This is a genomic window from Pseudomonas sp. HD6422, from assembly GCF_025377065.1.
GTDB lineage: Bacteria > Pseudomonadota > Gammaproteobacteria > Pseudomonadales > Pseudomonadaceae > Aquipseudomonas > Aquipseudomonas putida_U.
Window position 1 is genome coordinate 91405 of sequence record NZ_JAHWIW010000003.1, and the last position, 25882, is coordinate 117286.

21 protein-coding genes are annotated in these 25882 nt (G+C 55.0%); 1 reads left to right on the forward strand and 20 read right to left on the reverse strand.

The window, feature by feature from the left end; all coding sequences use genetic code 11:
* Positions 1–82: 82 nt before the first annotated feature.
* Positions 83–847: an EAL domain-containing protein gene (locus KY379_RS02730; RefSeq protein WP_084852026.1), complete on the forward strand. Its 765-nt coding sequence runs from the start codon at positions 83–85 to the stop codon at positions 845–847.
* A 32-nt stretch (positions 848–879) separates the two neighbouring features.
* Here KY379_RS02730 and KY379_RS02735 read toward each other — a convergent pair whose 3' ends face one another.
* From KY379_RS02735 to KY379_RS02830, 20 genes are all read right to left on the reverse strand, one after another.
* Positions 880–1911 (reverse strand): ATPase, T2SS/T4P/T4SS family, encoded by a 1032-nt coding sequence (locus KY379_RS02735; protein ID WP_084852028.1) that lies wholly within the window; start codon positions 1909–1911, stop codon positions 880–882.
* A 10-nt stretch (positions 1912–1921) separates the two neighbouring features.
* Positions 1922–3091 carry a transcriptional regulator gene (locus KY379_RS02740; RefSeq protein WP_084852029.1) on the reverse strand — a complete coding sequence of 390 codons (1170 nt, stop codon included), beginning with the start codon at positions 3089–3091 and terminating at the stop codon, positions 1922–1924.
* The gene (locus KY379_RS02745) at positions 3072–3386 is read right to left on the reverse strand and encodes a hypothetical protein (RefSeq protein WP_084852032.1); all 315 of its coding nucleotides are present in this window, start codon (positions 3384–3386) and stop codon (positions 3072–3074) included. Before KY379_RS02745 ends, KY379_RS02740 begins: the two co-directional genes overlap by 20 nt.
* 2 nt (positions 3387–3388) lie before the next feature.
* Positions 3389–4636: a radical SAM protein gene (locus KY379_RS02750; protein ID WP_172402868.1), complete on the reverse strand. Its 1248-nt coding sequence runs from the start codon at positions 4634–4636 to the stop codon at positions 3389–3391.
* A gap of 763 nt (positions 4637–5399) precedes the next feature.
* A complete protein-coding gene (locus KY379_RS02755) occupies positions 5400–6044 on the reverse strand; it encodes a 2OG-Fe(II) oxygenase (RefSeq protein ID WP_084852036.1) in 645 nt (214 codons plus the stop codon).
* Positions 6041–7237, reverse strand: a complete 1197-nt coding sequence (locus tag KY379_RS02760) for an SPASM domain-containing protein (RefSeq protein ID WP_084852038.1) — start codon at positions 7235–7237, stop codon at positions 6041–6043. Before KY379_RS02760 ends, KY379_RS02755 begins: the two co-directional genes overlap by 4 nt.
* On the reverse strand, positions 7234–8877 hold the full coding sequence (locus KY379_RS02765; RefSeq protein ID WP_084852040.1) for a radical SAM protein: 1644 nt from the start codon (positions 8875–8877) through the stop codon (positions 7234–7236). Before KY379_RS02765 ends, KY379_RS02760 begins: the two co-directional genes overlap by 4 nt.
* A complete protein-coding gene (locus tag KY379_RS02770) occupies positions 8870–12208 on the reverse strand; it encodes a PEP-utilizing enzyme (protein ID WP_301823354.1) in 3339 nt (1112 codons plus the stop codon). The genes KY379_RS02765 and KY379_RS02770 overlap by 8 nt, the downstream gene beginning before the upstream one ends.
* A gap of 83 nt (positions 12209–12291) precedes the next feature.
* Positions 12292–14124 carry a radical SAM protein gene (locus KY379_RS02775; RefSeq protein WP_084852042.1) on the reverse strand — a complete coding sequence of 611 codons (1833 nt, stop codon included), beginning with the start codon at positions 14122–14124 and terminating at the stop codon, positions 12292–12294.
* Positions 14125–14190: 66 nt separating this feature from the next.
* Positions 14191–15906, reverse strand: a complete 1716-nt coding sequence (locus KY379_RS02780; RefSeq protein ID WP_224372679.1) for a radical SAM protein — start codon at positions 15904–15906, stop codon at positions 14191–14193.
* Positions 15907–15916: 10 nt separating this feature from the next.
* Positions 15917–16972: a hypothetical protein gene (locus KY379_RS02785; RefSeq protein ID WP_084966581.1), complete on the reverse strand. Its 1056-nt coding sequence runs from the start codon at positions 16970–16972 to the stop codon at positions 15917–15919.
* A gap of 43 nt (positions 16973–17015) precedes the next feature.
* Positions 17016–18539, reverse strand: a complete 1524-nt coding sequence (locus KY379_RS02790) for a hypothetical protein (protein WP_084851185.1) — start codon at positions 18537–18539, stop codon at positions 17016–17018.
* Positions 18540–18545: 6 nt separating this feature from the next.
* Positions 18546–18920, reverse strand: a complete 375-nt coding sequence (locus KY379_RS02795) for a hypothetical protein (RefSeq protein WP_084851187.1) — start codon at positions 18918–18920, stop codon at positions 18546–18548.
* A 232-nt stretch (positions 18921–19152) separates the two neighbouring features.
* Positions 19153–20271, reverse strand: coding sequence for a radical SAM protein (locus tag KY379_RS02800; protein ID WP_084851189.1), 1119 nt, complete (start codon positions 20269–20271; stop codon positions 19153–19155).
* Positions 20268–21410, reverse strand: coding sequence for a radical SAM/SPASM domain-containing protein (locus KY379_RS02805; protein WP_084851191.1), 1143 nt, complete (start codon positions 21408–21410; stop codon positions 20268–20270). Before KY379_RS02805 ends, KY379_RS02800 begins: the two co-directional genes overlap by 4 nt.
* Entirely contained in the window at positions 21410–22492 is a 1083-nt protein-coding gene (locus KY379_RS02810) for a radical SAM protein (protein ID WP_084851441.1), read from the reverse strand. Before KY379_RS02810 ends, KY379_RS02805 begins: the two co-directional genes overlap by 1 nt.
* A 155-nt stretch (positions 22493–22647) precedes the next feature.
* A complete protein-coding gene (locus KY379_RS02815) occupies positions 22648–23658 on the reverse strand; it encodes a type II secretion system protein (protein WP_084858347.1) in 1011 nt (336 codons plus the stop codon).
* Positions 23642–24166 carry a type II secretion system protein gene (locus KY379_RS02820; RefSeq protein WP_084851194.1) on the reverse strand — a complete coding sequence of 175 codons (525 nt, stop codon included), beginning with the start codon at positions 24164–24166 and terminating at the stop codon, positions 23642–23644. Before KY379_RS02820 ends, KY379_RS02815 begins: the two co-directional genes overlap by 17 nt.
* Positions 24163–25332, reverse strand: coding sequence for a type II secretion system F family protein (locus tag KY379_RS02825; protein ID WP_084851195.1), 1170 nt, complete (start codon positions 25330–25332; stop codon positions 24163–24165). Before KY379_RS02825 ends, KY379_RS02820 begins: the two co-directional genes overlap by 4 nt.
* Positions 25333–25347: 15 nt before the next feature.
* Complete coding sequence (locus KY379_RS02830) at positions 25348–25818, reverse strand: prepilin-type N-terminal cleavage/methylation domain-containing protein (RefSeq protein WP_084851198.1); 471 nt, start codon at positions 25816–25818, stop codon at positions 25348–25350.
* Between the last annotated feature and the right edge of the window lie 64 nt (positions 25819–25882).

Genomic DNA, 25882 nt, shown 5'->3' on the forward strand with positions numbered 1-25882 from the left:
ACGAAATTCTTTCGCCAAACACCAAAAAGGGGGCTGTCGCTACCCACTATTAAGGTATCCGCTCTTTGCATGGTTACAGGATATGTACCAACCGAGTTTATCGAATGCGCCAGCTTGGTCACACGAAGGACCAGAGCCATCGAGCTTTAGCCTCGCGTATCAGCCGGTATTCAGCATCGTGGCGGATGCCCGAGCCGTCGTCGCCTTTGAGGCACTACTTCGAATCACTAACCGCGGAGTTACTCAAGGCCCGGCCGACCTGGTCGCTCGGGCAGAAGCCGACGGCTCCATCGTTGAAATCGACCGCTGGGTGCTGAATCAGGTCATCGTTTTATTGAGATCCAGACCGAGGCTTTCAGTGTGGATCAACACATCTCAACTCTCGATTGCCCATCCGACCTTTGTTGAGGACGCTCTGCAAACCTTGATCTTCAACCAGGTCATCGGCCGAGTCTCATTCGAGGTCACTGAGACAGCAGACGTCGATGCCCAAATCCTAACGAAACGGTTAGAAGCGCTACGACTGCAGGCGCTGACCGTTATGGTTGATGATGTCAGGGACGGATATGCCAAACGCTCGCTAATTTCTAGCGACGCGGTAGCCGGCTGCAAGCTCTCAAGGGAGTCGACCAGGGAGCTGATGGTGTGCGAGCGAACCCGGGCAGAGGTTGAGCACTTGGTACGACTATGTCGACGCCTTGGCAAACAAGTCGTCCTGGAAGGGATAGAGACGACTGATGAGCTGGCACTTGCCGATCACCTCGGCATAACCCTTTGTCAGGGATATTTCCTGGGTGTACCGGCAAGCCCTTCTGACCTCCAGCACTTCTCGGAAATGCGCCCCTAAACGGGGCGCATTCCGCTAACGGACCTACCGCATCACAGGCTTAACTGAGCATCGTTAATCCGACCGCGGGTTTCAAGCCAAGGGCGAAGCTCATCACGTGTTGCCAGGCCCTTATTGATCCAGGCAATTGCAGACTGCGCCATCGATACCCGTTTCTGACTTACCATCTCATTCATCAGCTGAGGAAGCTTCTCAGGCCCATCTGCGATGATTTGGCGTACCGAGTTAGTCACGTACAGTGACTCGTAGATCGGCAACGGCTTGCTCAGGTGGTCGCCGCGGCGGTAGACGTGTTGCCACCACATACCCCGCAGGACAGATGGAAGGATTCGCCCCAGCTTTGTATCCAGTAGCGAGCTCATACGGGTAGGAATATCGATCGCGCTGTCAGCATGGAGGGTGCCGACGACGCTGTGCCCCAGGGAGGCAGCCAGAACAGCCGCCTCAGCCGTTTCTGGGTCGCGGATTTCTCCAACCATGATCGTTTTCCGATACTGCCGAACGAAGTCACGAATGGCCTCCGAGAATGAGTCTACGTGCGTACCGACCTCACGTTGAATGACCCCTCCCCCGGTGAACTCGACCTCGATCGGGTCCTCCACAGTCCCTAGGTTTCCGCGCTTGGCTCGACCCAGACGATCAATCGCCGAAATCATTGTGGTCGACTTACCTGAGTTCATTTGGCCAGCGAAAATCGTCAGTCCAGAGCCCTCTAACAAAGGCCGAATCACATTCCAATCAAATCCAAGATCCTGCTCAAGCCGCGGGATCACCTTCATCAGCTGTCGCATGGTGATGATCTGCCCGCCGGCAGAATTCGCCAGGATGCAACGATAACGCTCACCGAGAAACGGCGTGGTGAAGTTCGTGGCCTTTCGCTTGTTACCTCCCCCCTTCTCCCCAAGCATCCGGTCATAGAAGTCTTTCCATGCCCCTGGGGGCTTCATAATCTCGAAGCGCCCCATGTTGTCTTCTGCCTCAAGGGAATGAGCCGAAAGCGTAATGTTGGTCGCTGTCTCAAGCTTCATGGGCATTTCAGTACGATTGCTGGTAAGCACACTCACCGGGTATCTCCTAGTACAGTTGGACGTGGCCGCTTAGTCGGGGGTCGATGCCATTGCGGTGGATGGCGTGCGCCACGAATCGCTTAGCTCCGAAGCATTCATCGTCAGGCTTGTTGGGTTTGGCAAACTCGAGAAGGCAGGCATTCCTGAACTCGCAACTCGTGCACTCGGGGTTGTTGTTCCGCCGCATCTGTCGACGCAGATACACCATCCGCTCCCGCGAGCAGAGAATGTCCCGGAAGGTCACGCCAGGCTCGAGGATGTTTCCGAACGAGTGCAGGTACTCTTTCCACCCATCCCTGTAATTGGGCAGCACCATGTCCCCATTGGGGAGCAGAAATAGGGTTTGACCAGCCATGTTTGCCATAGCGTCGCCCTGGATTTTGTCGACGGCGAAGTGAGCCTCTCCTAAGGCCGGTGCCCTCACGCCCTTCTCCTGCAGCTCATACCAGTAGTCCAGCATCTCGATCATGAAGTCATTGAAGGCCTTCATGGTCGGAGCTAGGGAATCATATTTGCCAGGCACGTCGTTTTGCTCGTTGAGCATGAATGGCAGCCAGCCAGACTCCTGAATCCCGAGGGAGCGGAGTTTGTCCAGGGTGGCAATGGCTCCTTGCGCGAGCAGGTCTGAGTTGACGACACTGATTGTGCCTATCTTCAGTCCACGACGAATCGCTTCAGTGACCTTGAGCTCCCACTTACGGACATAGTTGCCCGAGCGCATCTCGCCGTCATAGGACGTCTGAACGTATCCGTTGCAATGCTTCTTCCACAGCGGCTCCCACACGTCCAGGTCCACGCCGAGCATCGATGTGAGCATCACATGGCGGACTTCGTAGCCGGCTGATGCAGGAAATTCTTCCGCCATAACCTGGACGTAGCCTTCAAAGTACTCTGGCCCAGCTGCAGTTGGTTCGCCGCCATAGTTGTAGGCGATGATGGTGCGCTGCTCAGGCTGCTGCTCTTCAAAGAATTCATGGACCTTGCGGCAGACGATCCGGAGGTCATCAAGGGACATAACGGACTTATCCGCGCGCTGCTCCTTGCTCAGGTAGCAATGCTTGCAGTTGTAAGGGCAATGCAGCGTGGGCATGAGAGTGAAGACGAAATAGCCGTTCTCGATCGTGTCCGGCTTACGGCTCGCATCTTCGAGCGAGAATCTAACGTTTGCGGACTGCACGCAGCACCTCATCATTAATCACAAAGCGGCCCCGGCCAACCTCGTTCGCAGCCTCAGTCAGGGTTTCGGCTTTGCGGAAGTAAGGGGATGTCGCGTCCTCAACGAAAACCGGTGTCGACTCAAGGTGCGCTTGGAACTCAACCTCTTCAGGTGTCTTCTCTCCACTACCCTGTCCCTGCTTCTTCTCCAGAGCAATGATGGTGTCAACACTCAGGAGCTTCTTCGCTGCCCGGAACAACATCCGAGCCAACAGGGGAAAAATGGAGAGGAAGCTTGGTCCATTGTTTGAGCTCATGATCAACCAACCGCAATCAGGTTGTTGCCAAGCGCGCGGCCGCGCTCGACGGCAGACTTGGGAAGCACCCCCTTCTCCTCCACCAGATGGCGCACGTACTTGATGAACGTCTTGAAGCCCGGGCATTCGTCTTTCTGGTTCCATTGCTCGTGCAAAACACCACAGTTGGCCTGGCAGAGCGTGCGTTCATCACATTTGCGACAAATCTCCGGCAAACGCCGTGCTTTGACGACTTCTCGGAGGTAGCTCGGAGAGGTCAGTACGTCGTGAATGGTCGTAGTGAACTCAACGCTGGTGACCCCACCCTCTCCGGCCACCTCCCGGGTTTCGAAAACGTTTCCATGGGATACGTAGTCGTTGGTCCCCCCCTTTTCGATGCAGCTGATAGTGCGGCCATCAGAGTCGATGTCGAGAGCACCGGCGACAATGGGACATACCACGTCGTCAGAGGGTGTGTTTCGATAGACTGCTTCAAGCCAGGACTCACAGGGGTTGATCCAGAGGTCATCGATGTGGTCCCGATGAGCGAGGTACCAATCCATCAACTCGATATAGAACTGCGAGGTGGCAGCGTGTTTCGGCTGGATCAGCTTGGCGTTTAGATCACCGTCACCGGAAGGGATGAAGAAGCCAAAATGGACTTTTGTGAACCCCAGTTCGTAAAGCTCCTCCATCATCGACGCGGCACCCGCTTCCACCACGGGCTTCACCAAAGCAGTCGTTACCGCGAAGTCCTTTGGGCCATAGATTTCCGGGTGCCGAGACTCTTCCATGAGCGTTGCCACATTTTGACGCCACATCTCTTCGTGCCGGCGTTTCTTAAACCTGGTGGACCGCTCATAGGAGGTAGACACCTTGTCGAACAGCCTGGCGACGTCGAGTGCCTCCTTCTGCAGCAGGTTAGTCACGATTGAGAACGAGACGGCCTGAGGAATATTTGCCAGTAGGACCTTGGCCTTGGGCAGCACACTCTCAAAAAATGGCACGCCCAGCATCGAAGGCTCGCCCCCGATGACGTGGATATCAACATGGTTGTAGCGCTGGGCAAAGTTATGATCTGCCTGCATGTGCTCCACAATTCCCTGTACGACATGCAGAAACTCTGCCTCGGTCATGTCCGGGCTCTTGTCCTTCTTGTCGGAGAGGATGTAACAGTGCGAGCAACGCATATCGCATCGGCGAGTGACATTGATCTGAAACAGGAACGTGTGCCGCCCCGTCTCGCCTACAGAGGTCAAACCTGGCTGCATTGGGGCATACCTTCGTAAGAAGCTGATTTGAGATCGTCGACACGCGCTAGGGCATCTACGAACTCGGGTTTGTCCTGTCTTGCCTGGCCCACGAAGGAATACGCGGTACTGGTGGCGTCGACAAAATATGAAGGGTGGCTGGTGAGCACAACTGCGCCAGCGCTGATGAACTCGAGTTCACGGTGGTTGAAGTACATACGATCTAGCCGGCGGGCAAGGAACTTCCAGGTCGGATTTAGGCCAGCGGAGTCGCGTCGACCTGGCTCAATCGGGAACAGGACCTCCCGACGTCGATCGCCACGAACGTATCCGCGGCTCGTCTGGAATGCAGTTCCATCGATCATCCTGACCCGTCGCGTTTCACGGCAGGCCTGGCTCAATGAGGTGAGACACTCTGGCATCGACGCGGGGAGAGGGAGTGCGGGGAACTGTCTGACGACCTCCCGAGCGATCACCTCATCCCAACAGTTGAAGATGGCTAGTGCGTTCTGAGCATAGTCAGGTTTAGGCCACGATCTCGGGTCAAGAGTATCTGGAGCTATCAAAACACTCTCGCCACACATCGCTCTTCGAAGTGCCACGCAGAGGCTGAGCAGCGGGTCGTTCCCCATAACCACGAGGTCGGGGCGAAGAGACCCATAGATCCCGTCCATAAAGGCATCCAGCACACGTAGAACCACGCCAGTGCGCGTGAGCGTTACTGGGGCGGTGATCAGCGCATCTCTGAACTGCAACCGCCTGAGCGGTACGTGAGCAGCACTACTCAACTCCAATCATTCCCATATCTTCGGCGCGGATAGGCGCGCATTACGTTTTCTCGATAGCCGAATTGGCCAATGAGTGTGTAGCGGGGTTTATCACAGAGGATCTCAGACACGCTGTGTACCCATCGTGGGTTGGTGTTGATCAGCCAAACTGCCGTGCCGTGGTTTGGCGATACGGCTTGCTTGACGTTGACCTGTGACGGATCGACCAGCTGCCCCATACCGGTTATGTCACCCTCTCCGAGTAAAAGCTGGCCACCGTCTTCGGGGGTCCAGATTTCGTCGGAGAGGTAAATGATGACGACCAGGTGCATCGGGTCGTAGGCATCGTGATGCCACCCCATTGAGTCGCCTCGCTTACCTCGCTGCAGCATCACGTTGGTTCGACTCCAGTCACCCATATGGGCCCTGAAGTGTTCGGTCTCCATCCCGAGCCCTATCTGCTCCATCGGTCCCAAGTAATGCAGGGGGATCGAATGGTTCTTCGATGGGACTTCGTCCTCCCAGGCAGCTACATCTGGACTGCCAGGCTTATCCGAATCAAAAATGTCGGACTTGGCATGCCGAAGAAACGCATCGGCTTGCTCCTTGGGAATAGAGCTTACAGCGAAGCCATCCCTGTAAATCGAATTCAGGTAGTTCAAAATTCTGGCTCCCACATGGCTGCTGTTTTGGCGCGATCAAGGCCCGCTGATTTGGAGTTGGCGTGACGGGTTTCTACTCGTTGCAGCCATTCGGAAACTTCATGAAGTCCGTGATCAGCGACGGATGAGTCGATAAGTGCGAACAGCGCCTTCCAGCTGCTGCAGTGCTGACTCTTCCCATACATGCCCCGGCCCTGAGCTGCAGCCTCAAACATGCAACCACCCTGGCACTCAGCCAGATAGGGGCAAGAACGGCAGGAGTCGTCGAGGCGACTGGGCCGCTCATTGAGCATGGAGACCATTTCGGCATCCCATTGACCGTCCAGGGCATTGCCTAGCCGCCCTATTCCGCCATCGGCCATGTCTTGGCACACATACAGTTCACCATTGGGCTCAAGCGAAAGTGAGCGCTTGATGCAATCGGCCTGGAATGCGCAGCCTGCGCCAGCGAGCTGCTGGGCTCCGCGAAGCGTTCGAAGCCGTGCCTGGGTGAGGTAGAAGTATGGTTCGACGATAATAGGGAGACGCATGAACCATTGCCGAAAGCCGGCAATGAAAGCATCGCGGGTGGCTTCGGCCCCCTGAAGCTCTTGCCCTGGTGTGCCTCCCTGGAAAAGCGGTCGAAGGGTCAGCATTCGCTGATCACGGGCACACAGCATCATTTGCCTGGACACACCTGCGAGACCTGCTTGGTCCAGCACGTAAACGGCACCCGGCACACTGCGCTCACGACGCAAAGCGGTATCAGCTTCCCGCCAAATGACCCGGTACTTCTCGGCCGAGCCATTTACTGTCCTGACATCACTCATATCGTCTACTGAAGTACCAAGGCGCCCCTCAAATAGGTCGTAGAGCCTTTTGGCACGCGCAGGTGAACCAATCAGGTTGCTTTGGACTCCGTCAACGAGAGCTATCCGGGCCGCAGCAGCCTTGCTGCGCAGGTAGGAAACACATTCAGTCAGTTCGCCATGAGGGACGGTAAGGATCTCTCCACCAATGAATTGGGCAGTTATGTGCGTCGGAGCAATCCCGAGCTTCGAGAATCCTTCGTCGAATACGAAATCAATCGAACGCTTGAAGTCTGCCGGCGACATGCGAGTGGTCGGTGACTCCTGCCAGCTGCTGCAGTAGCCACAGTCGGCATTACAAGCCTTCGTCATTCGAATATGCAAAGTGAGGGGGGCAACGCTCATGCAGCCAACTCCTCTGCTTCGATTACTCTTGAGCAGAAGGTCACCAGCTCCTCATGACTACCTCCTACGCTTGAGACGGCCAGGGGCCGGCCTAGTTTGAGATCCTCAATTGTCAGGGTGACTAGCTTCGAAAGCGGCCACTCAGACCGGTATAGGATTTCATTGAGGACAGCTGTTGGATCGAATGCCAGGAAGTGGAAATTCCCGTAGACGATGTGACGAAACAACTCCTCCCCACCCTCGTCGCCAGCCTCAGCGTACCAGCCGGGATAGTCGTCGATCTGAGCGCCGATGGCGTCATAGAAAAAGAGGCGCTCAATCCATTTTTTGTCGAATAGCACCCCTGACTTCATCGCAACCAGACGCGGACGGTCGAATTCGTTGAAGTAACCGTCGTAGTCACCGGCTACGCTGTCTTCGATCAACGGCACGTCCTTGCCTCTGCTAATTGCAGCCTTGGCCATGCGTTTGACCATTACCCCTTGTCGACCCCGCGCTTGAGAACGAGTTAGGTACCAGCTGCGATCCAGAACACCTGGTGTGCTTCCATCCGCGTACTCCCAAACCCGCTTAAGGCCGGCGCAGTCGCCAGCGGCAATCAACGATGACAGATTAGGGTCGAGCTCTTTGTGCCAGGCCCACCCCCCCGCGCACGTCAAAGCATAGGTACACGTCCCACAAGCCTCGTATGGCATCCGATGCCTGAGAACGAATTCGGGGGTATTGTTGAATATTGCTTTTTCGGCAAACCTCGGGTCGTGCACCGAGAGGACCTGAGTCGGGAAGATCGACTCAGCGCCTGTGTAACTGGAGTTGAAGGTGACCTCGCCGTTGGGCTCCACCTCGATGTCATAGGTATCGTTGCCTGGGTAGTGAAAATGCTCACCCGCTCGCGCCGCAGTGCGCATTTCCACAAGCGGACTGATGGTCACACCCTTCGGTACCAAGGAATTCAGCTCGAGGAGGTAGTCAGACACATCGCCGTAGGTGCAGGTCTTCAGGAAATAGTTTTTCCCGCTGCCAGCGGGATAGAGCATGTCGCAGCTGATGTCCGTAATCCCACGGCTTACAAACTCATCGATGATGAAATGGGGCCCACGATCGATCACGGCTCGGCTCATCGTGATGCATAGCGTTTTCCGTCTGATACCAGTGATTGCTTCAAGGGTGGCGAAGTAGCGTGGTAGCAGCTTGTCGTCTTTTAGGAACCTATTGGTGTCAGGCTCCCATGGGACGAAGATATCAATCCCTTCCCCAAACTCCTGGCCGACCGCGTTTAGCAACCCGACATAGCCTTGGTCTTTGAAAATAAGGTTGGTGCACCAGATCAACGATGCTTCGGCGTCGTAGAGCGCTTCCCACGTCCGCATCGTCTTCAGCGTCCAAGGCAGATTCCTCTCCCAGAAGGCCAGAGGCATCATGGTCAGCTCCCCACCCAGCAGCTCGACGTTGATCTTGGTGACCTTCTTGTCACGAAGGAACAGCTCCTCGACTCGCTGGAACGTGGTCCGATAGGTATTTTCATCCATCATGGATTTGTCCCGCAGCAGGACCGGATCGACGTAGCAGTGGGTGCAACTCAGGTTACAAAGCCGTGTTGGCGCAACGCACACGTTCAGCATGTCCAGGGCGTTATGCACTGAGGACCTCCCCAGACTCTTCAATTCGCACTGGTTTGCCAATGTGCCCTTCCGCCTCGGCTCCCACCACGTAAGGGATATTCAGCCTCCGGGCGTGCTGAAGCAGATGAGACAGTACGGAGCCGGAACGAACGATGAGCGCTCCCGCACCGTTGATTAGTGATAGGTGACTCATATCCGTTGTCTCGAGATAGAGCGCCGAGCCGGGAGTAAATGTTTCAGGTGTATGGAGGGTGAGATCCAATCCTGATCTTGGGACGCCCCAGGCATAGGGTGCATTCGAACGAATGCCTGGCTCACCATCGTCGAACAGTCCACGGACCGAACGAGGCTCGGCTTCACTCAGATCAAAGCCCACCGGTACTTCACCAAGGTAAGTCGGCAATAGGGACAGGAGATGGTCTCCAGCACCACGCCGGCAAAGCTCATCAATCGCCGGCCGCAAGCGCCCAAGCTCAATCATCATCATTACTGCGCATTTGTCCTTTATCCAAGCAAGGGGAGATTCAACCTCTTGTATAACGGGCGAGATCAATTCTTTGTCGATCTGGGGCTGCAAGCCTGGCGCGAAAGTGACAAGTGAGGCGAAGCCCAGGGTCGAGAAACGATGGACTGCATCACCTGGGTTGAGTTGACTTAACTCGTTCCCGATTACCGTGGAGAGCAGGCTCCGCTTGAAGCCCCTTGGGATGGTCTCGAGTTTGAGTTCAATGGCCGTGGTTGCTATGCGACTGAACCGACCGTAGAGATTCGATACCTGTACCAGCTCGCTAGCGATAGCTTGGGCAAGCGCCTGATCAGGTGCCGAGAGAGATATTTGCAATGTCCGGCGAATGTCATCCCGAGCACACTCTTGGGCCTCGAATGCTTGCAGCAGGAGATCCCCTGGTACACGCGAGAACGCCGCTAGGGGTAGCCTTCCAAGCACTGTGACGATATCAGCGAGCTGGAGCGCCCGGGCGGCAACGAAAGAGCGACGACGAACCAGTCGAAAGCCTCCTAGAGAACATTGGTCGCCTGGCGCGGCCATCGCTGCGACCACGGCGGCGCCTACAGCTGAACCATGGTCAACTGGAGCCCTCTGATACTGAGGGAACGGCAACGCAAGCCTGAGCGTGTGCTTTCTTACGTTTTCTAGGGCCGGCCGACCCAATGTGTCGGTGCTGACCTGCAGGATGGTCAATCTTCCACTCGAAGCCAGGGCCCACTCAATACTTGTCGCCCCAAGGTCCCTGTGTAGACGAAGTAGCGCCCGCCGCACCTTACGGTCAGCTCTGGTGAGGCCTGCTTGATTCCATAGAGGTACGGCTACACGCTGGGTTTCACCAGTCCCGCTGGTTGCAGCGTTCCCTATCCCAGCCTCGCAAATGAACAAATGCCCGTCTGAACCGGTACCGAACATAGCAATGCCGAAGGTCTGCTTAGTCAGGTATGGCTGAAGCAGGCAGTACGGTTTCTCTCCTGCTTCGGAGATCTGCCGCTGGACGTTTGAGATTGCCGCCCGCACTGCCGGTTCTCCAATAGCGACAATGGAGTCATAGACCCCCACCGTTTCTGCAGATGAGCTTTCCGAGAGGGCGGCCGATCGGACAATGATCGGCTCGGCGAAGGCCCATGGTGGTAAATCCCCCACCTGCTGTGATGTGACGATGAATCCTTTCTGGACCCGGAACCCGAGGGAAGCTGCCTGCTCGAGCAAAGAGATTTTCGCTGGTAGGTCGACTGCCTTTGCATCACACCCAAACCGGAGGGATTCACGGCGTACACGTACCAGCCACCAACCAGTAACGCCTCCCAATAGCTGAACCACCGCCAGGGCGGTTTCGCTGCCCCATACAGGCGTTGTTTCTAGATAGGCGACCCAGAAGGTGTATACGGCGAGAGAGATAGCACTGAATGTGAAGATCCGCACTGCAGCACGGCTGAGGTGCATGGCCAACATCGTGCACACAAAGCAGACAGCAAACTGCAACCAAAGCACCCATGCCCAAGATCCGGGTATGACGTTGTAGATCGAGCCGATTGCTTGAACTGCCGACTGCTTGGCTCGGGCCTGGAAAACCACGGCCGGCTCGATCAGATCCTGATCCTCAAGCACAGCACGACTGAACCGCCCTGGCTCTGTATTAATCCCCAGCCACTTCACTCCAACTGCTGTGAGGTGCTCGCCAGCGAGGATGGAGTGGTAGAAGGTCCTGCGGTCATATGCAAGGCCTACATAGGACTTGGTCTTGTCGAGACCAGCCAATGCTTCTGTGAGCCCACCCTTAGCCACTGTTTCCATGTCGATGTGGTGGGTCCGAGGGAGTCTATTTTTGGTCCTGGCCCAGTCGACCGCCGGTTGGAAGTCCAAAAACTGTACAGAGGGATCACCAACGACATAGTCAAATGCCTGGGACGCACCGAAATATCGGTCTGCGTTTTTGTAGGGCCTGAAGTAGGCTGGCTTCACCAGCAGCTCTTCGCGCGTGGGCTGCATGAAGTACGGATCCAGCCCGCGCGCCCGAAGCATATCGAGCAAAATCCACGTGTCGCCGGAGTAGTGACTCTCAGCTGCCGTGATCAAGACCGTCTTCCCATGAAGCTGATCAGCGATAGAATCCGCGCCGGCCAGAAAGACCGGCAACGAGATGGTCAGACCATGAATCCATCCATAGTTGAGGAATTCATCAGGGTTGGTGGTGCTAATGATCACCGGGTTACGCTGCGCTTTGAAAGCAGGGATGTCTGAGGGCATCACTGCATGCGAATCACCTGTTCTATCCAGGCTATCCCATGCGTACTCACTCAGAGCGTTTGCGCCCCCCTGAAGAAACCGAACTTGGGCTCCGAACTGAGCATTTAAAGCTTCCGCGATAGCCGCCGCGGTGGTGCCACGCTCATCTACTAGGACGACTCCACCTTCGGAGCGCTTGGCCAGCTCGACAACTGGAGACGGGTTGTCGTGGATCTGAGTAGCTGTAGCACCGAATCCGAAGTCAGAGAATAGTTGCGGTGCTAGATCAACCCGAATGACCCGCACAGATCGCTTGCTGAGGAGCTCATAGAACTCGTGCGGGGCGATACGACGCTTGGATTGCGCTTGTTCCGCGTCACTGACATAGGGGTAAGGGATGTCAGTAGTGTGCTCTGCCGGCGCACCGAGACTCAGTGTGTTGGCAAGGATCTCTTCACGATTCGACTCAGACCAGAGGATTGAAACAACCGCGCAAGCCATGAAGCCAGCAATTGCGAGGGCGACAAGTGCGGGCCGAGACATCCGCCAGAGCTTAATGCCAAGTACAAGGCCCAGGCCAACAATGACCAGCGGTATAAATGCGGTTCCGAACACCAAAGCTCCAGCCCCGGCCAGGACCACAGGGAACGCTTGAGCCTTCAACGTTACCAGCGCGAGTAGAAGCAACCAGAGCCGATTCATGTCGAAGCCTCGTGCGAAGGAGCTAAATTTGAGACCGCTGGCTCACGCCCACCGATTGCTCTCGAGACGAGGCTAACCCGACGCAGAAAATCTGCAGACTCCTCAGTTAGCCCCCCTGGGCATCTCGTGTTGGCCAGAGATTGGATATCGGCCGGAGGATGGCGATGGAGCGCCCAGACAATCAGGTCCTCAAATTTGTAGGACACCTCAAGCCCGGACCTGAGCTTGGAATACCCACTGGACACTGCAGTAGGAAGATCACGCCAGGCCTCCGCTACGGCCAGCGCATCGACCACATAGTCGGAAAAAGGCGTGGCAGGGGCTTCGCGCAGTGCGCTCCACACAAGCTCGTCGCTGAAAGCAAGGTGGTGATAATTGCCGGCAAGCGAGTGAGCCAGAATCGAGAAGCGCTCCTCAAACTGGTTGAGAGAACCATCGGGCAAAAGTACCTGCTTCTGCAGGCGATCGTAAAACCACAGTCGCTGACGGGGCGTACAACCAAAGAGCAGGCCTGGCTCGAGCAAAACCCGGGATGTGCGTTTGACCGCTTCGAAGTACCCTTCATAGTCGCTTTTGAAGTCCAATTCATGGAGCGGTTCAGAGAGGTCAGATGCAGCTAGCTTCCGCGATTGCGCTCGTTTGATTCGGCGGACATTGGCGTATCGGCTTACTCCAATCTGGTCAAAATTCTCCGCTGCCTGCTCCTCCCAAAGCTGATAGAAGCCTGGACAGCTAAATTCACCCTCCGCCGCGGCCATGAAAGACTTCACGGTTTCGGGAGGTAGACCCTTATGTGGGTACCAACCCGAGTTGCAGGCCTGTAAAAATTGGCAATCCCGGCAAAAGTCGTGCTCGAAACTCAACTTGTTGTCGAGTTCGCTGTTGTTGCCCCAAATCACCTTCAACGCAGCATTGGCATCGTGTGCATTGAGGTTGATGTAAGGCTTAAGGGCCTCAGTACCGGTCTGATTGGGGTTCAGCGACAGCTCCCCGCGCTGATCCCAGTGAAATTCGTAGGCATCGTTCAAGGTGTTCTGAGAGCGCGATAGCGTGCGCAGGGACTTCCTCATGTCGTCGAGATGATCGACAGTAAGTCCGTATGGCTCACCAAGCTTGGAGAGGGTTGCGATGTAGTTCGCTACGTCCCGGTATTGGGGTTGCGCCTTCTCAAAATAGGATTTCCCCGAGCCCCAGGGGAAAATCATATCGCAGGTGGCATCGGTGACACCGCGCTTCACAAAAGTATCGATGATGTACTGAGGGCCAAGGTCGATTAAGCCCTGCCCCATCACCAGCACCAGGTTCAGCATGTTGCAGTCACCCAGCGCCTCAATGCGCTCCAGGTACTTAGGCAGGATGGCCATGCCCTTGCCGAAGCGACCGCTTTCCGGTCCCTCGAAGGGGATCGCGATATCCATTGCGGGGTGATCCTTGAACTCACGCAAAAGTCCAAGATAGCGATCATCCTTCCACATCAGATTCGAACAGAAGGTGAACTCAGTCTGGATGCCAACGCGATTGAGGTCATCAACCTGGGCAAGCACCCATGGGAGATTTCGCTGCCAAAACTCAAATGGCATCAGGGTCGCTTCACCACCTAGAACGTCTAGGTGAAGATAGGTAACCGACTGATCCAGATGGAAAGCCTCAATGATGACCTCAACAGCCCGCCGAAAGGTCGCTTCGTCGATATATTCCTTCCTGCGCAGCAGCTCAGGCTGGATGTAGCAATGCTGGCACGACAGGTTGCAATTGAGGTTTGTCGAGATGGTGGTCGACATCATCTCGATTGAGCGATTGCGCGGCAGTGCGAAGGGCTGAATATTCATACCCTAATAGTGGGAAGCTACTGCCCCAATTTGAGCCTTTTCTGAAAAAAGCTTTCCGATCGATATTCAGTGACTCACACGCCTGCGCTCGATTCTCGCCCTGGCCCTATCTTCAAGATAGAGATGGCGTGATAGCTGACCTACAACCGGGTGTGATGTCGAATCCCCATCCTCGCCGGCTGTTCGCCTTGAATGACTCAGGACCCAACGCACAAGCTCTGTATTGTGGCCGGCGACCAGGATGTCAGAGTTGCTAAGCCCCCTGGACAGAAGATCACCTTCTGCCCTAGCTAGGAGGTCAGCCAGCGGGTCACCGGGGTTGCTATCTACCCAGGTCCAAACAGCATGGGCAGAGACGGTGGCGCTAGGCAGATCCTGATAAACAAGGTGTTCGATCAAAACCCGCTGCTCAGCCGTACTCAACGCAAAGACATCATCATCTGCGATCGTTGTCGAGGTGCCCACAGCTTGGTAGGCCCATATCCGCTGAATGATCGGTTTTTGATAAACACACCGAGCAAGCACGTCTACCGAACCTCCCTGCGTTTCTTTCAACCACTCGGAAAAGGCCGGCCCACTTACGACAGGTTCCACAAAGTGAGTGGTAGGACGGCTTGGGGTTTGGACCACCAAAACCAGCGAGTTCATTTCCGCGTTGTGGCGCGCCTGGGCCGGGTCAAAGGAGCCGTGACGGTCCTTCACCTTGGTCCAAAGCTGTTTGTACCCTGGGCAATCATCACTGTCCCACGCACGGACGTCTGCTGGCTCGGCGATACGATAGTGATACCAGCCGCCGGCACATGCAGAGTGGTATTCACATTGGAAACAATAGCTGTGGTACCGGGATAGCTTGTTGTCCAGTTCCTGCGTGTTGTCTGCGAGCACGCGGTATGCCCAGTCTTTGTCGCCGACGTAGATTTTTCGATCTCCTAGCGCCGCCTCATCCGTTGTCTGATTGGCATTGAAGGTAGTCAGCCCATCGGGTTCGACCGCGAGGTCATACCGGAAATTTCCGATGCACTGGTAGCTGGTCCCTCTGAATACCGCTCCGGACATTTCATCCGCCGGCGTAAAGGTAATTCCTGGAGGAGCGATGTCGAACAGCCGGCAGAGGTAGTCACTCATCTCCTTAAACGAAACCATGTTGGGCTGCCAGAAGGTTCGACCGGAACCATACGGACTGATCATCTTGATGCTGAAGTCCGTGATTCCAAGAGGGAGGAACGTTTCCAGCAGGTAATCTGGGCCCATTGCGACGGTGGTCTTAGTCAGGATCACATCGAGGATCTTCTGCCTGGCATTGATGGACCGTACCGTTTCAGCCCAGGGCGCCATCAGCTTTAGGTTCTTGCCAAATCGGTTGGTGTCCGGCTCCCAGGACGTGTAGATGGCCATCTCCGGCCAGTCACCATACTTGTTGAACAGATCCACGTACTCGCCGCGGTGCTTATCGTTTGCAAAGATGAGGTTGGTGAGGACGTTGATTGAACCTGGCGTTTTGAAGCCGGCATTGAACTCTCTGCATCGATTCAGAGCATAAGGGAGATTCCTCTCCCAGTACTCGACTGGAAGCTTAGTGATTTCACCGCCGATCAACTCCCACTCGACCTCCTCAAGGCCCGTGTCTAGTGCCACCAGTTCGGCAACACTGTCAAAGACCGATCGGAATACCGACTCATCCATCTGATAGGGGTTACCCAGCTCTGCAGGGTCGATGTAACAGTGAGTGCAACGCCTGTTGCACCACCTGGTCGCGGTGATGCTGATGTTGGCCTGGTTCACGCGAGAAGCTTTATGCACTTTGCAACCTCAATGAATCCCAGAGTCGTAGCCCCCCAGCACACTCACCAGAACCGTCGAAAACCGGCACGTGAGCGGGACCGCCTCTGCAATAGCTAACGTGCTGGCATTCCCGGCAAGCCCGCACACGCTTACGCTCGTATGAGACGCGGCTAAGCCGATTCCTGGATGCGATCATCTCGTTGATATCGACAAGGTGCAGATCCCCAATGAAGGTCTCATCCAGGTCGGAGTAAAGCGGGTTCGTGGTGACAGTCCCATCAGGGTTGAGTGTTAAAAACCGATCCTCAGAAAGGACGTTGAACTGCGTGTTATCTGCTTCGATCTTCTGCTCAAAAGCGCCTATTCGTATGCCTGATTCTTTGAGCTTTGCGTAATGGCCATCTCTCAAATCCACAAGGAATGACCATGCTTCCTGGTATGGGACGGTCAGTGGCAGCGCGGGTGTACTGCTAGCGTGGTAGATAGGGTCTTGAAGAAATCTGCTGAAGTCCACTGAGATGTCGAACTCCCAAGCCTTACATTGGCTTTTCAGCATGAGGTCGGCCAGGGCTTGAGTACCCATTCGAACTGTCTCAGCGTTGAGCTCCACGTTCACTACACAGGGAATGCCCTCGATCCAAAATTTGTTAAGGCCGGCAAGAAAACGCTCCTGGTAGACAGCCTCTGATCCCGCCAGGCTAAATTTGTGGCCCAAAGCAAACGTTGTCTCTACAAGCCCCCCGAACTCAGCTCGAACCATAGCGACAAGCCAATCTGGTACCGAGAAGCAGTTGGTCACCATCGTCTGCCTTGCGCAGGGGAGAACTCGCCGGGCTGTGTCGATGAGAAGCTGCATTGCCTGACTGCCAATTACTGTAGGCTCGCCGCCCTCCCAAATCAGAGTGCATTCGCGCTCATGCCAAAAGGAGGATCTGAGAAAGCGCTCGAGCGTCGCTACAGTCAGCCTCTCCTTGGCTGAACGATGCTCATCAGTGAGATAGCACCGCTTGCAGTCGACATTGCACTGTCGGGTGACATTGATGAAGCCCACTGCCTCGGATCGCATACATGCCTCATAGAGCAGGCAGCTTGACGCTGCCTGCATACGCTTAGCCGACAGCGATCAGTCCACTCGGAGGAGTAGGTTTCGGCGGGGTTGGTGGAGGTGGAGGGGCGATAGCCTCGCCAGCCACCAGAATGACCTCCGCGATCGTTGCCATTTCACCAGCAGCCAAGGCAGCTACCTTAGGCGCAACTCCAACCGCTTCAGCCAGCCTCGTCGCAGCTGCGCTCGGTTGCGTAGTCTCGCGGTCCAGATTGATTCGTTCGTTGAGTTGGGTGGCATCCTCGATCGAGGCCCAGAGCGATTTCAGTGCTTCCGGCCCCCCGGCCACAGAGCTGGCCATCAAGCACAGTGCTTTGGCCAGCGACGCCTGCTGGGAGTTAGGCGTACGCACTCGCTTACCACTTGCACCACTTTCCTCAGAAGTCGCTGGATCGACCTCCTGCACAGCAGCCGCTTTGCCGTTATCGGACTCATCCGCCGGCGCGGCCGGCTCTGGGAGCGGGTCAGGGGGCAGATACTTGTCCAGAACAGTGTGAATAGAGTTCTTCAACTCAAAAAGCATGCCCGCAGCATCCGCGGGTCTGAGCCCAGTCACTTGCGCGAGGATGCGAATCATGTTCGGGAACGGGGTCCGGGTGTCGAGTTCGGCCTCGAGGATGCTCGCTCTCGCCTCCATAAACTGAAGGTTCTTCAAGTGGAGCGCCTTAATGGTTTGCTCTACCAGACCCTTCGTGAAGTCAGGACCATTGACCTCATAAACGACCGCCTCGATACGAGCTTTCACATGGTCCATTACAGGCTCGGACATAGCGTCTGTGTAGAGCAGATTCATCAAGTCGTCGGTCGAGATGACCGCTGGCTTGTAACCCATTTCCACGTAGAGCAAATATTCCATGTACCCATCGATAGGTGACACACGGACGTTGCTGTTCGCACTACCCAGGGAAAGGCGTGCGTACTCAGCGATCAGGTCGCAATAGGCCTCTACCCTTTCGTCGACAACGGTCGCGTTGGGTGGAGGCAAGAGATTGATGCTCAAGCCAGACGACTCTGCAAGGAAGATGACCTCCTGGGCCTCAACAGTAGTGTCATAGGGAACATCGATCGAGCCGATACCGACTGTGCCAGTAGCCAGAATCAAACTGAACTCAAAGCACTCGCTTGGCATAGCCGGGTCGTTGTCTGACGCTTGCAATAAGAGCCCGATAGACCGCGCGTCCAGTGGGACCTGATTGAATTGCTCATCGCATACAACAGCTTGATAGGCCACATTACGCAACGGCTTCTTGGCACCCTCCTCAGTGATGAGACGATGCTGCTCGGTGAACTCAACCCTCAGCTCGGATACCCGCTTGTTGAAAACGTAGGTGTACCGATGCTCAGGTGGAATCGACTCGTCGTCGTGATTCGCTGGTGCCGAAAACAGTGGGGTGCTTGCTGGGGCATCCGGCTGAGCAGTGACAGGCCCGGGGGCATTCTCAGCACTGCTGTCAGACACTGCTGCTTGAGATGGCTCAATGCCGAATAGCCGCTTGAGGACTCTGAGGGGGGAAAACTCGCTTTTCATATCGCCTTACCGCCAGCCCCGCGCGCCGTGACATGCGCCATGGCAAGCGCCGTGACAAGCACTGTGGCAGTAGCCCCAGTCGCCAACATTAGTCGAGTCCATATCCTTGGCTGTCGCTGTGGCTGCCAGGAGCATGTTGTCGATGCGCGGGAGCGCATCATGCTGGACAACAGTGTTTAGAGTGTCCGCATGCCGTTCGACCATGGGCTTGATCGGGTTCATCTCAAGCAACTGGCGCATTTTGGCAACCTGTGGGTCGGCCTCTAGCTCAGCCTGGGATTCGGTGACTTTAAATCTGGTATCAGCGTTGTGGAACGCTGAGATTGCAATGGCGCTCACAGCCATGGCAGCCAGCACCCTGTTGGGTGTGAATTTGCTCATTTTGTGCCTTCTCTCCAGATATTCAAAGCGGCCCCCTTCGGAGCCGACAACTCACCCATTGCCGAGCTGCGGGACTTGGATGTTGCAATATTTGCCCCGCCACACCCTTTGCACGCCAACTGAGTTGGTGCCGTGGCAAAGGAATGGGCAGAACGGACGAATGATGGGATGGTACAGACTCACCTCAAAAACACGAAGCCAAAATGGTGCTGCGAAATTCTGCCAGCAACCGCTAGCTGCCCACTGCGATTAGGGAAGGCTCATCAGACATCGCCAGCTGCTGGTTAATGAGCTTGAACGCCGTGTACCCGCCAGCGCACTCGCCACTCTCGTCGGTCTTTGGGGTCGCCATACAGCCTGAGCTGCAGATGGGTTTGAACTGACAGGTGAGGCAGTCCAACTGACGCTCAACCCGCAACTCAGTCAAACGTCCTGGCTGCGCAGTTACGGTACCTACAGCGTTGCGATTGTTGGACTCCGATGTAAGTGCAGTGCAGGCCTTGTAGTAGCCGGCCTCGTCGAACGTATGGAATCTGGTATCGCATACCCCTGAAAGGCAGCCATATCCACCTCTGTCACCGCGGCGGTGCCGGCGCACGCTCTCGATTAGTCCATCGAGAGGAGAAATGTGCAGGTCTTGGAGATGGTCTCGTGGCGTGGCGACATACTGCGAATACGCCATCGCGAATCGTGCAATCCAAAGGCTGTACTGGCGGTTACTCACACCTATCCGGGGCCAGTTGGTTATCGCATAACCTGTTTTGGTGAGCCGCTCAAAGTGGACATGTCGAATCCCTTTGGCACGTAGGAACTCGATCAGCTCCGCAGGGTTTCTGAATTGGTCAATCAAGATCTTGGTCGTTGTAATGACCAAATACGGCTCCAACCCTTCTGACTGGAGTGCTTGGAGGTTGGCCCAGAACCTGTCTTCGAATTCGGTATTGGACTCAGGCTTGCTAGCTCGGGTCCGACGAATCACTGGATCCCAGGACACTCCCACTACCCCATCAAAAAACTCGCGATAGAGTTCAGCCCACCGCAAGTCAAAATTCATCAGGTTCGTCTGGAGTGAGAAAACCACCTTGAAGTCAGGAAGCTCGGCCCTGAGATAGACCACAACCTTCCTCATGAACTCGACACCAACAAGAGTCGGCTCTCCACCATGCATCTGAAACAGAATGGTGTCGCCAGGCACTGCGAATGATCGAACCTTGGCGGGGATCGCTTCGATGTGCGCCATGTCCATACGTTTCGGATTATTGGGAATGAAGCAGTGCTCACAGTGAAGGTTGCAGGCCTCAATCAATCGAACGTAGACCATGTGGTCAAAGTCAGGGGCTCCGATGCTCACTGGATTCGCTCTATTCCGTAGGTGTAGGGGTCGTATCGGTAGACTCCTGCTCCAGCCAGATAGGCCGACGCCAGGCGGAGGCCATCTGGACCGCTCAAGAAATCCTTCACGTGCACTAAATGGGAGCGATAGCCCGCACACTCCCCCGTGCCTGTGTGCACTTGGTGGGAAGTGATCGGACAACCAGACTTGCACCAGGAGCGGAACTCGCACCTACGACAATGGTTCTCGATATGGTCGATGAACTGCACTTTGATCCATCCGAGTCGAGCGGGGCTGGACTGGAAAGCGTCGATACCATCTTGTGCCTTTGGCCAGGCATCCACCTCGTACTCCATCCGATCGGGGCAGGAGTTAAGTGACCCATCAGGGTTGATGACGAGGAAATCTCGCTGGCAGGTCCCCCCCCATCGCTCACCTGGCTGGGCATTCATCACGCCGGCGATTGATGCCCCGACCGCGTTGTTCGTCACGCAAGAGCCGGTTTCGCGGAGGTCCGCCATGGAAAGATCGAAGAGTTCACGCAGAAAGCCGGCGTGCTCCCTATTGTCAGGGCGATTCGCATCACCACCCTGGCTGTTATAGCGCTCAATGTTGAAATGGCGGAAGCCGTTGTTCTTAAACCAAGCGTAGATATCCTGGGCGCGGCCCATCTCGCCTCGGGTAGGGACCATTACTGGCCCGACCTCCAGTCCATTGCTTCGGGCAAGGCCAACCTTCTCCATCCAGAGATCGACGTAACGGTCGCTAGAACCGTTGATAGTTCTACCTGAAAAGTCGATTGAGGAGCCTACAAAGGAGCCGCAGCGCTCGTGTAGAAAAGCCATGTGGCTCGGGCGCAACGGGATCAACGATGTTTGTATAGACTCCTGGATTTCCAACCCCTTCAAGCCTTCTCGAACCGCATTGGAGAACTCATAAAGAACCTCCGATGCCAACGTGAGCGGTTCACCACCGTGGTAAAGGATCGATACCCGATCATGGCCTTCACGAGCAGCCAACTCGCGAATGAGCTGGAGCGAATGCTCCAGCGTTTCAGGCGACATGCGACTCTTAGTGGACCTGACGTCTTCAGGCAAGTAGCAGAAATCGCAACCAACATTGCAGTAGTTTGTCGGCTTGAGATAGACCTGCAACATCAGGACACCATGGCCAGAGCCGCTACTCGAGCGCGAGCGTCGGCGGGAGTGATGCCTAGCTTGAGGAGCAGCTTGTCAGCTTCACCGCTTGCAACGGACTGTTTCAGTCGCGTGAATACCATTTTCCAACTCTCGCAATATCCAAATTTGCCGCCCATACCGCGATCGAAAAGTACTGCGTCTCTCGCACAGCCACCTTCGCACTCGCTAAAGTGCTCACATGACCTGCAATCGACAGGGAACTTGATCTGCCGGCGCATGATTTCCTGAGAGGCTGGTGACGCTGATAGAGCCGATACGATCTCTTCGGGGGGGTAAAACTTGACCTCTACCGGGGTTGGGCCTTGCACCTCGCCTGTGAGGATGTTCCCGAAGCGATACCTAAGGTCCCCAAGGTCACTGAATTCACTGCAATTGAAAACTGAGCCATCGGGGTCGATCGTTAAGAATTTACCACCGCACGACTTGGTCCATGGGCACAGTGTGCTGCGGTACCCCGCCACTTTCTGAAGCATCAAGTCCAGAGGAGTTATGTTGAAAGTCGGAAGGTCTGTCACCCATCGATCATAGAGATCAATCAGCATCTGCCCGTAGGTCTTAGGCGCGATCAGCATTCCCGAATCACGCACTCGACCTGCTGGGTAGGCGTAGTTGAAGCGGATGTCAAAACCGTAAACGCCGTAAGACTTTGCTTTATCGTACATTTGGGATGCCGCTGGGGCGGCCCCTTCGTCATACACACCGATGACAAGAGGGCGGAAACCGTCGCCAATGACCGCGTCCATTGCCTTCCAGAAAAGGCGGTCGTAGGTATCGGCCGAACCTTTAACGGTTCGGTACTGCTTATACGGGTCGAAACTTGTGGAAATTCGCCCCTCGAACACTTCTTCGAAGACCCCTTTCCACCGATCAGATTTATAAGCCAGTAGATTTGTCTGAATGGCAAATTTGATCCCAGGATGCTTTTGCAGAGCGTATTGGGAGCACTTACGGTAGAACTCTGGTTTCATCAGCATCGGCTCACCGCCGTGCCAGATCCACTGTACATTCGGGGTAAACGAATCTACCAGGCGATCGAACATCAGCCGAAAGTCGTCAAACGTCCAGCCTGCATTACCGTCTGGGGGCGCTGAGCAGTAGGTGCAATCGGCGTTGCAGTCCTTGGTAGGCTTAGCAATGATGACTGAGTACGGCACTTGTCGGTTAACCTGTAATGGATGCCGCCCCTAATGGGGCGTTATGGGTAGTAGCAGTACACATCTACTAACGAATCAAGCTTGTTTCGCTCTTCAGCTGTACCCCAAATGTCCGTCTGAACGATCCACATGGAGCCGTTATCGATCAAGCGATACACGAATCCAAAAATGCCGCTACCAGTCACCCCAGGATCGTAACCACCCGACATCATGCCCGGACGCAGAGAAGCTTTTGGAACTCCACCGTTTGAACATGTTGGCTTTATAACGCCCCAGCCATGCCTGACAAGGTAGGTGCCCTTCTGAACATAATTAGGCAACAGATCTGAGAGGAGAGCATTGTTACGGGTCCGAAGCTTGATGTTATCAACCGTCAGGATATTCCCCGGGGCAATGCTGACATCATTGGTAGCCGACGCAAGGTTTAACGAACCGTTCTGGGCAGTGATAGTGGGGTTCGCGGTCGCAAGCTGGATGTCACCGCCCTCGGCAATAGTCTGCCCACCCATGTAGAGGGTTGCCCGCATCCGGTTATCTTCAGCATTACCAGTAGAGACGCGGCTTAATTTAGAACTCAGAGCCGGCTCTGTGCCAGGGACACCAATGGTGGTTTTGATGGTGTGATTAGCAGTATCAGTAATGGTGGTCGACGGCAGTCCATTGGCAACGTCACCATCCCAGTCCTGAATGATGTTCTGTGTAATGCTGAAGGTGTATGTGGTGCATTGGGTGCTGATTGGGGCATTGAACTTGTTTTTGTTGCTAACGCCAGAAAGCATTGGAGGCGTGGTACCTTCCAGCACGGACTTGGCATTTGAACAGGTCGAGTCACCCGGCCAAGCACCATTCTTCATACGGTAAGTGCGAGCAGCATCCAAGACGGCTTGCGTTTCCTGGATGGTTAAGCCCGTGCGCTTTTCGTTGATAGACTCCATGAACTTAGGCACAGAAAACATAGCCATGAGCGTCATGATGGCCAAGACTACCGATAGCTCGATGAGCGTAAAGCCGGACTGGCCTTTGCTACTGCTGAGGTCAGCGCGTTTCTTCATCGTGAAGCATCCGTTTTTGGTTAACAACCCAAGCTGGGTAAGCGGAATTTTTTGTGCGAGTAGAGACAATCACCCTGGTCTTCCCACCTACTGTTTCGGTGACATATCCACCGTAATTATCCTGGAGGAAAGGAAGGTCGACTGCTACATAGCAACGAGCTGAGTCGAATTTGACCATTATCTTAGTGCCAAGCGGATTGTCAGCAGGTAAGTTATAATCTGCCGTGAGCTTTGACTGTAAAGTGGCAGTAGTTGACCAAGCTGGCATGCTGGCGTAGGTGTGAGTGTACTTGCCTGAACTGTCTACTGTTGTGCTCAAAACTTTCGTGCGCGCAATATCGCACACTTGCAGAACTGTCCTAGCCTGGCCTAGCGATGCTTCGATTTTAGCCTCGGTCAATCGTTCCAACGATGGCGGAAGAACTGCAACCGCAAGCACCGCGATAATAGCTAGCGCGATGACGATCTCGATAAGAGTGAAACCCGCTTGGGCGCGCCGGTTATTCACATTTGCTTCAACGCAGAGTTGAGGTTCACAATCGGCATGTAGAAGCCGACAGCAAACATCATGATGGTCAAAATCATCATGGCGAAGCCGATTATCGACGCAGCACGGCTAACGCGGGCAGAGTATTCGAGGTAGTAGGCTCGCAAGGCTTCGTTGAGGTTTGTCAGTACAAGGTCACGACCACTTGGCCCCTGTTCTTCAAACCCTTGAAGGTTCTGATGGACGATTGGCGGCCATTCTGGACTGTCAAATACATCAGAAAGCTGTCGACCCTCGTTCAGCCGGTCAGATGCCTCTACGTAAAGTCGATGCGTGAGTCCTTTTGAACGCGTTGCCAGGAAACGGAAGCTTTGTAGGTTGTTAAACCCGCTTGAGAGCAAGAGTTGGTAGGACGTAACAAAGTCCAGCCCGCGGGATACCTTCATTCGCTCGTTGATGAATGAGAAGCCTGGGAGGGTACGGATATTGTCCCAGATCTTCTCTCGGAAAAGATAAATCCCTGCAGCCCCGGCAATGAGGAAAATGAAATATTGGGTGTAAAGCATGTGCAGGAACATGATCAGATTGCTAAGCGAGTTGAGTTTCAGCGGAATCCGCTGAACCTCGATGAAATCGTGGATAGTGCTGCCAGCCCAAAGAGGGATGCCAATCATGAAAAGGGAACCAAGAAGGGTGTAAAGCAGACCTTGCTGCATCGCTTTGCCAAACTCTTTCTTGGCGTTGATTCGCTCTTGGATAGCCTTCGCTGCTCGGTAAAGTGAATCCGACAGCCTGCCGGCTTTATCACCGGCGTCAGCGATGAGAATAGCCGTCTCATCGAATCGAAGCTTGGTAAAATATTCCTTGGGTGTTTCGCACCGATCAATTTCATTAAATGTCAGACCAAGGCGACCAAAATCAACCGATTCTTTGATCGCCTTGCTGATCGTTTTACCAGACGCCAGCTTTGAAGCAATTGCTGACAACATCAAAACCTGTTCGATAGGTGGGAATTTCTTCTCGAACGCGGCCTTAACAACACCCAGATGGTCAACCTTGACTTGCTGGATGAACGCAGGAGGACGTCCGAAAAGTTGAATGGCTTGCTCGCGAGATTCAGCCTTGATGGAAGAAGAAGTCTCGATGCTCCCAGACTCTCCAATGTAGCTAATCAGCCAGTAAGCCATTCTCTCACCCTCAGATCAGTTGCAGCGGTACGAAACAGCGATTTGAGTGTTGCCCGTGGCGGTAGCCGACTGGACGTTGTTAGTGGCGTTGAGGGCAGTAGCCAAATCGGACGCAGTTTTCGAGTCGGTCGAATCAATGGTGTAATTGATTGTCACCAGATTCGATGTTACCGCGCCTACGGACCAAGCAGTGTTCCATACAGTGGTCTGCGGCAGTCCGCGCTCAAGCAGCAGGGCCTTGGTGATGGTAGTAGCGCTGCAGGTCTGGGTTCGCGAAACCTGGCGCGTGATGGCCGAGGGGAAGTCCTTCTCGAGCTGGGTGAGCGCGGTGCTGTACTTGGCGTCTTCTTTGTTCTGCATCAGGCCAGGAAGGATTGCTGCAGCGAGCAGCGCAACGATCGCAATTGCGACCACGATCTCGAGCAGAGTAAAGCCCTGTTGCTTCATGCGTTTAGCGGCGGTAGATACTCGAATCTTACGGTTCATCTCTGAGTTGCCTCGGTGGTTATTACTTAGGTTTTTGAGCAGGTCTGCAGAAGCGGACGCTGGT

Coding starts and splice junctions, on each gene's coding strand:
- KY379_RS02730 (WP_084852026.1), top strand. CDS start 83: ATGTACCAACCGAGTTTATCGAATGCGCCAGCTTGGTCACACGAAGGA.
- KY379_RS02745 (WP_084852032.1), bottom strand. CDS start 3,386: ATGAGCTCAAACAATGGACCAAGCTTCCTCTCCATTTTTCCCCTGTTG.
- KY379_RS02750 (WP_172402868.1), bottom strand. CDS start 4,636: ATGCAGCCAGGTTTGACCTCTGTAGGCGAGACGGGGCGGCACACGTTC.
- KY379_RS02760 (WP_084852038.1), bottom strand. CDS start 7,237: ATGAGCGTTGCCCCCCTCACTTTGCATATTCGAATGACGAAGGCTTGT.
- KY379_RS02775 (WP_084852042.1), bottom strand. CDS start 14,124: ATGAATATTCAGCCCTTCGCACTGCCGCGCAATCGCTCAATCGAGATG.
- KY379_RS02785 (WP_084966581.1), bottom strand. CDS start 16,972: ATGCGATCCGAGGCAGTGGGCTTCATCAATGTCACCCGACAGTGCAAT.
- KY379_RS02790 (WP_084851185.1), bottom strand. CDS start 18,539: ATGAAAAGCGAGTTTTCCCCCCTCAGAGTCCTCAAGCGGCTATTCGGC.
- KY379_RS02795 (WP_084851187.1), bottom strand. CDS start 18,920: ATGAGCAAATTCACACCCAACAGGGTGCTGGCTGCCATGGCTGTGAGC.
- KY379_RS02805 (WP_084851191.1), bottom strand. CDS start 21,410: ATGTTGCAGGTCTATCTCAAGCCGACAAACTACTGCAATGTTGGTTGC.
- KY379_RS02810 (WP_084851441.1), bottom strand. CDS start 22,492: ATGTTCGATCGCCTGGTAGATTCGTTTACCCCGAATGTACAGTGGATC.
- KY379_RS02815 (WP_084858347.1), bottom strand. CDS start 23,658: ATGAAGAAACGCGCTGACCTCAGCAGTAGCAAAGGCCAGTCCGGCTTT.
- KY379_RS02825 (WP_084851195.1), bottom strand. CDS start 25,332: ATGGCTTACTGGCTGATTAGCTACATTGGAGAGTCTGGGAGCATCGAG.
- KY379_RS02830 (WP_084851198.1), bottom strand. CDS start 25,818: ATGAACCGTAAGATTCGAGTATCTACCGCCGCTAAACGCATGAAGCAA.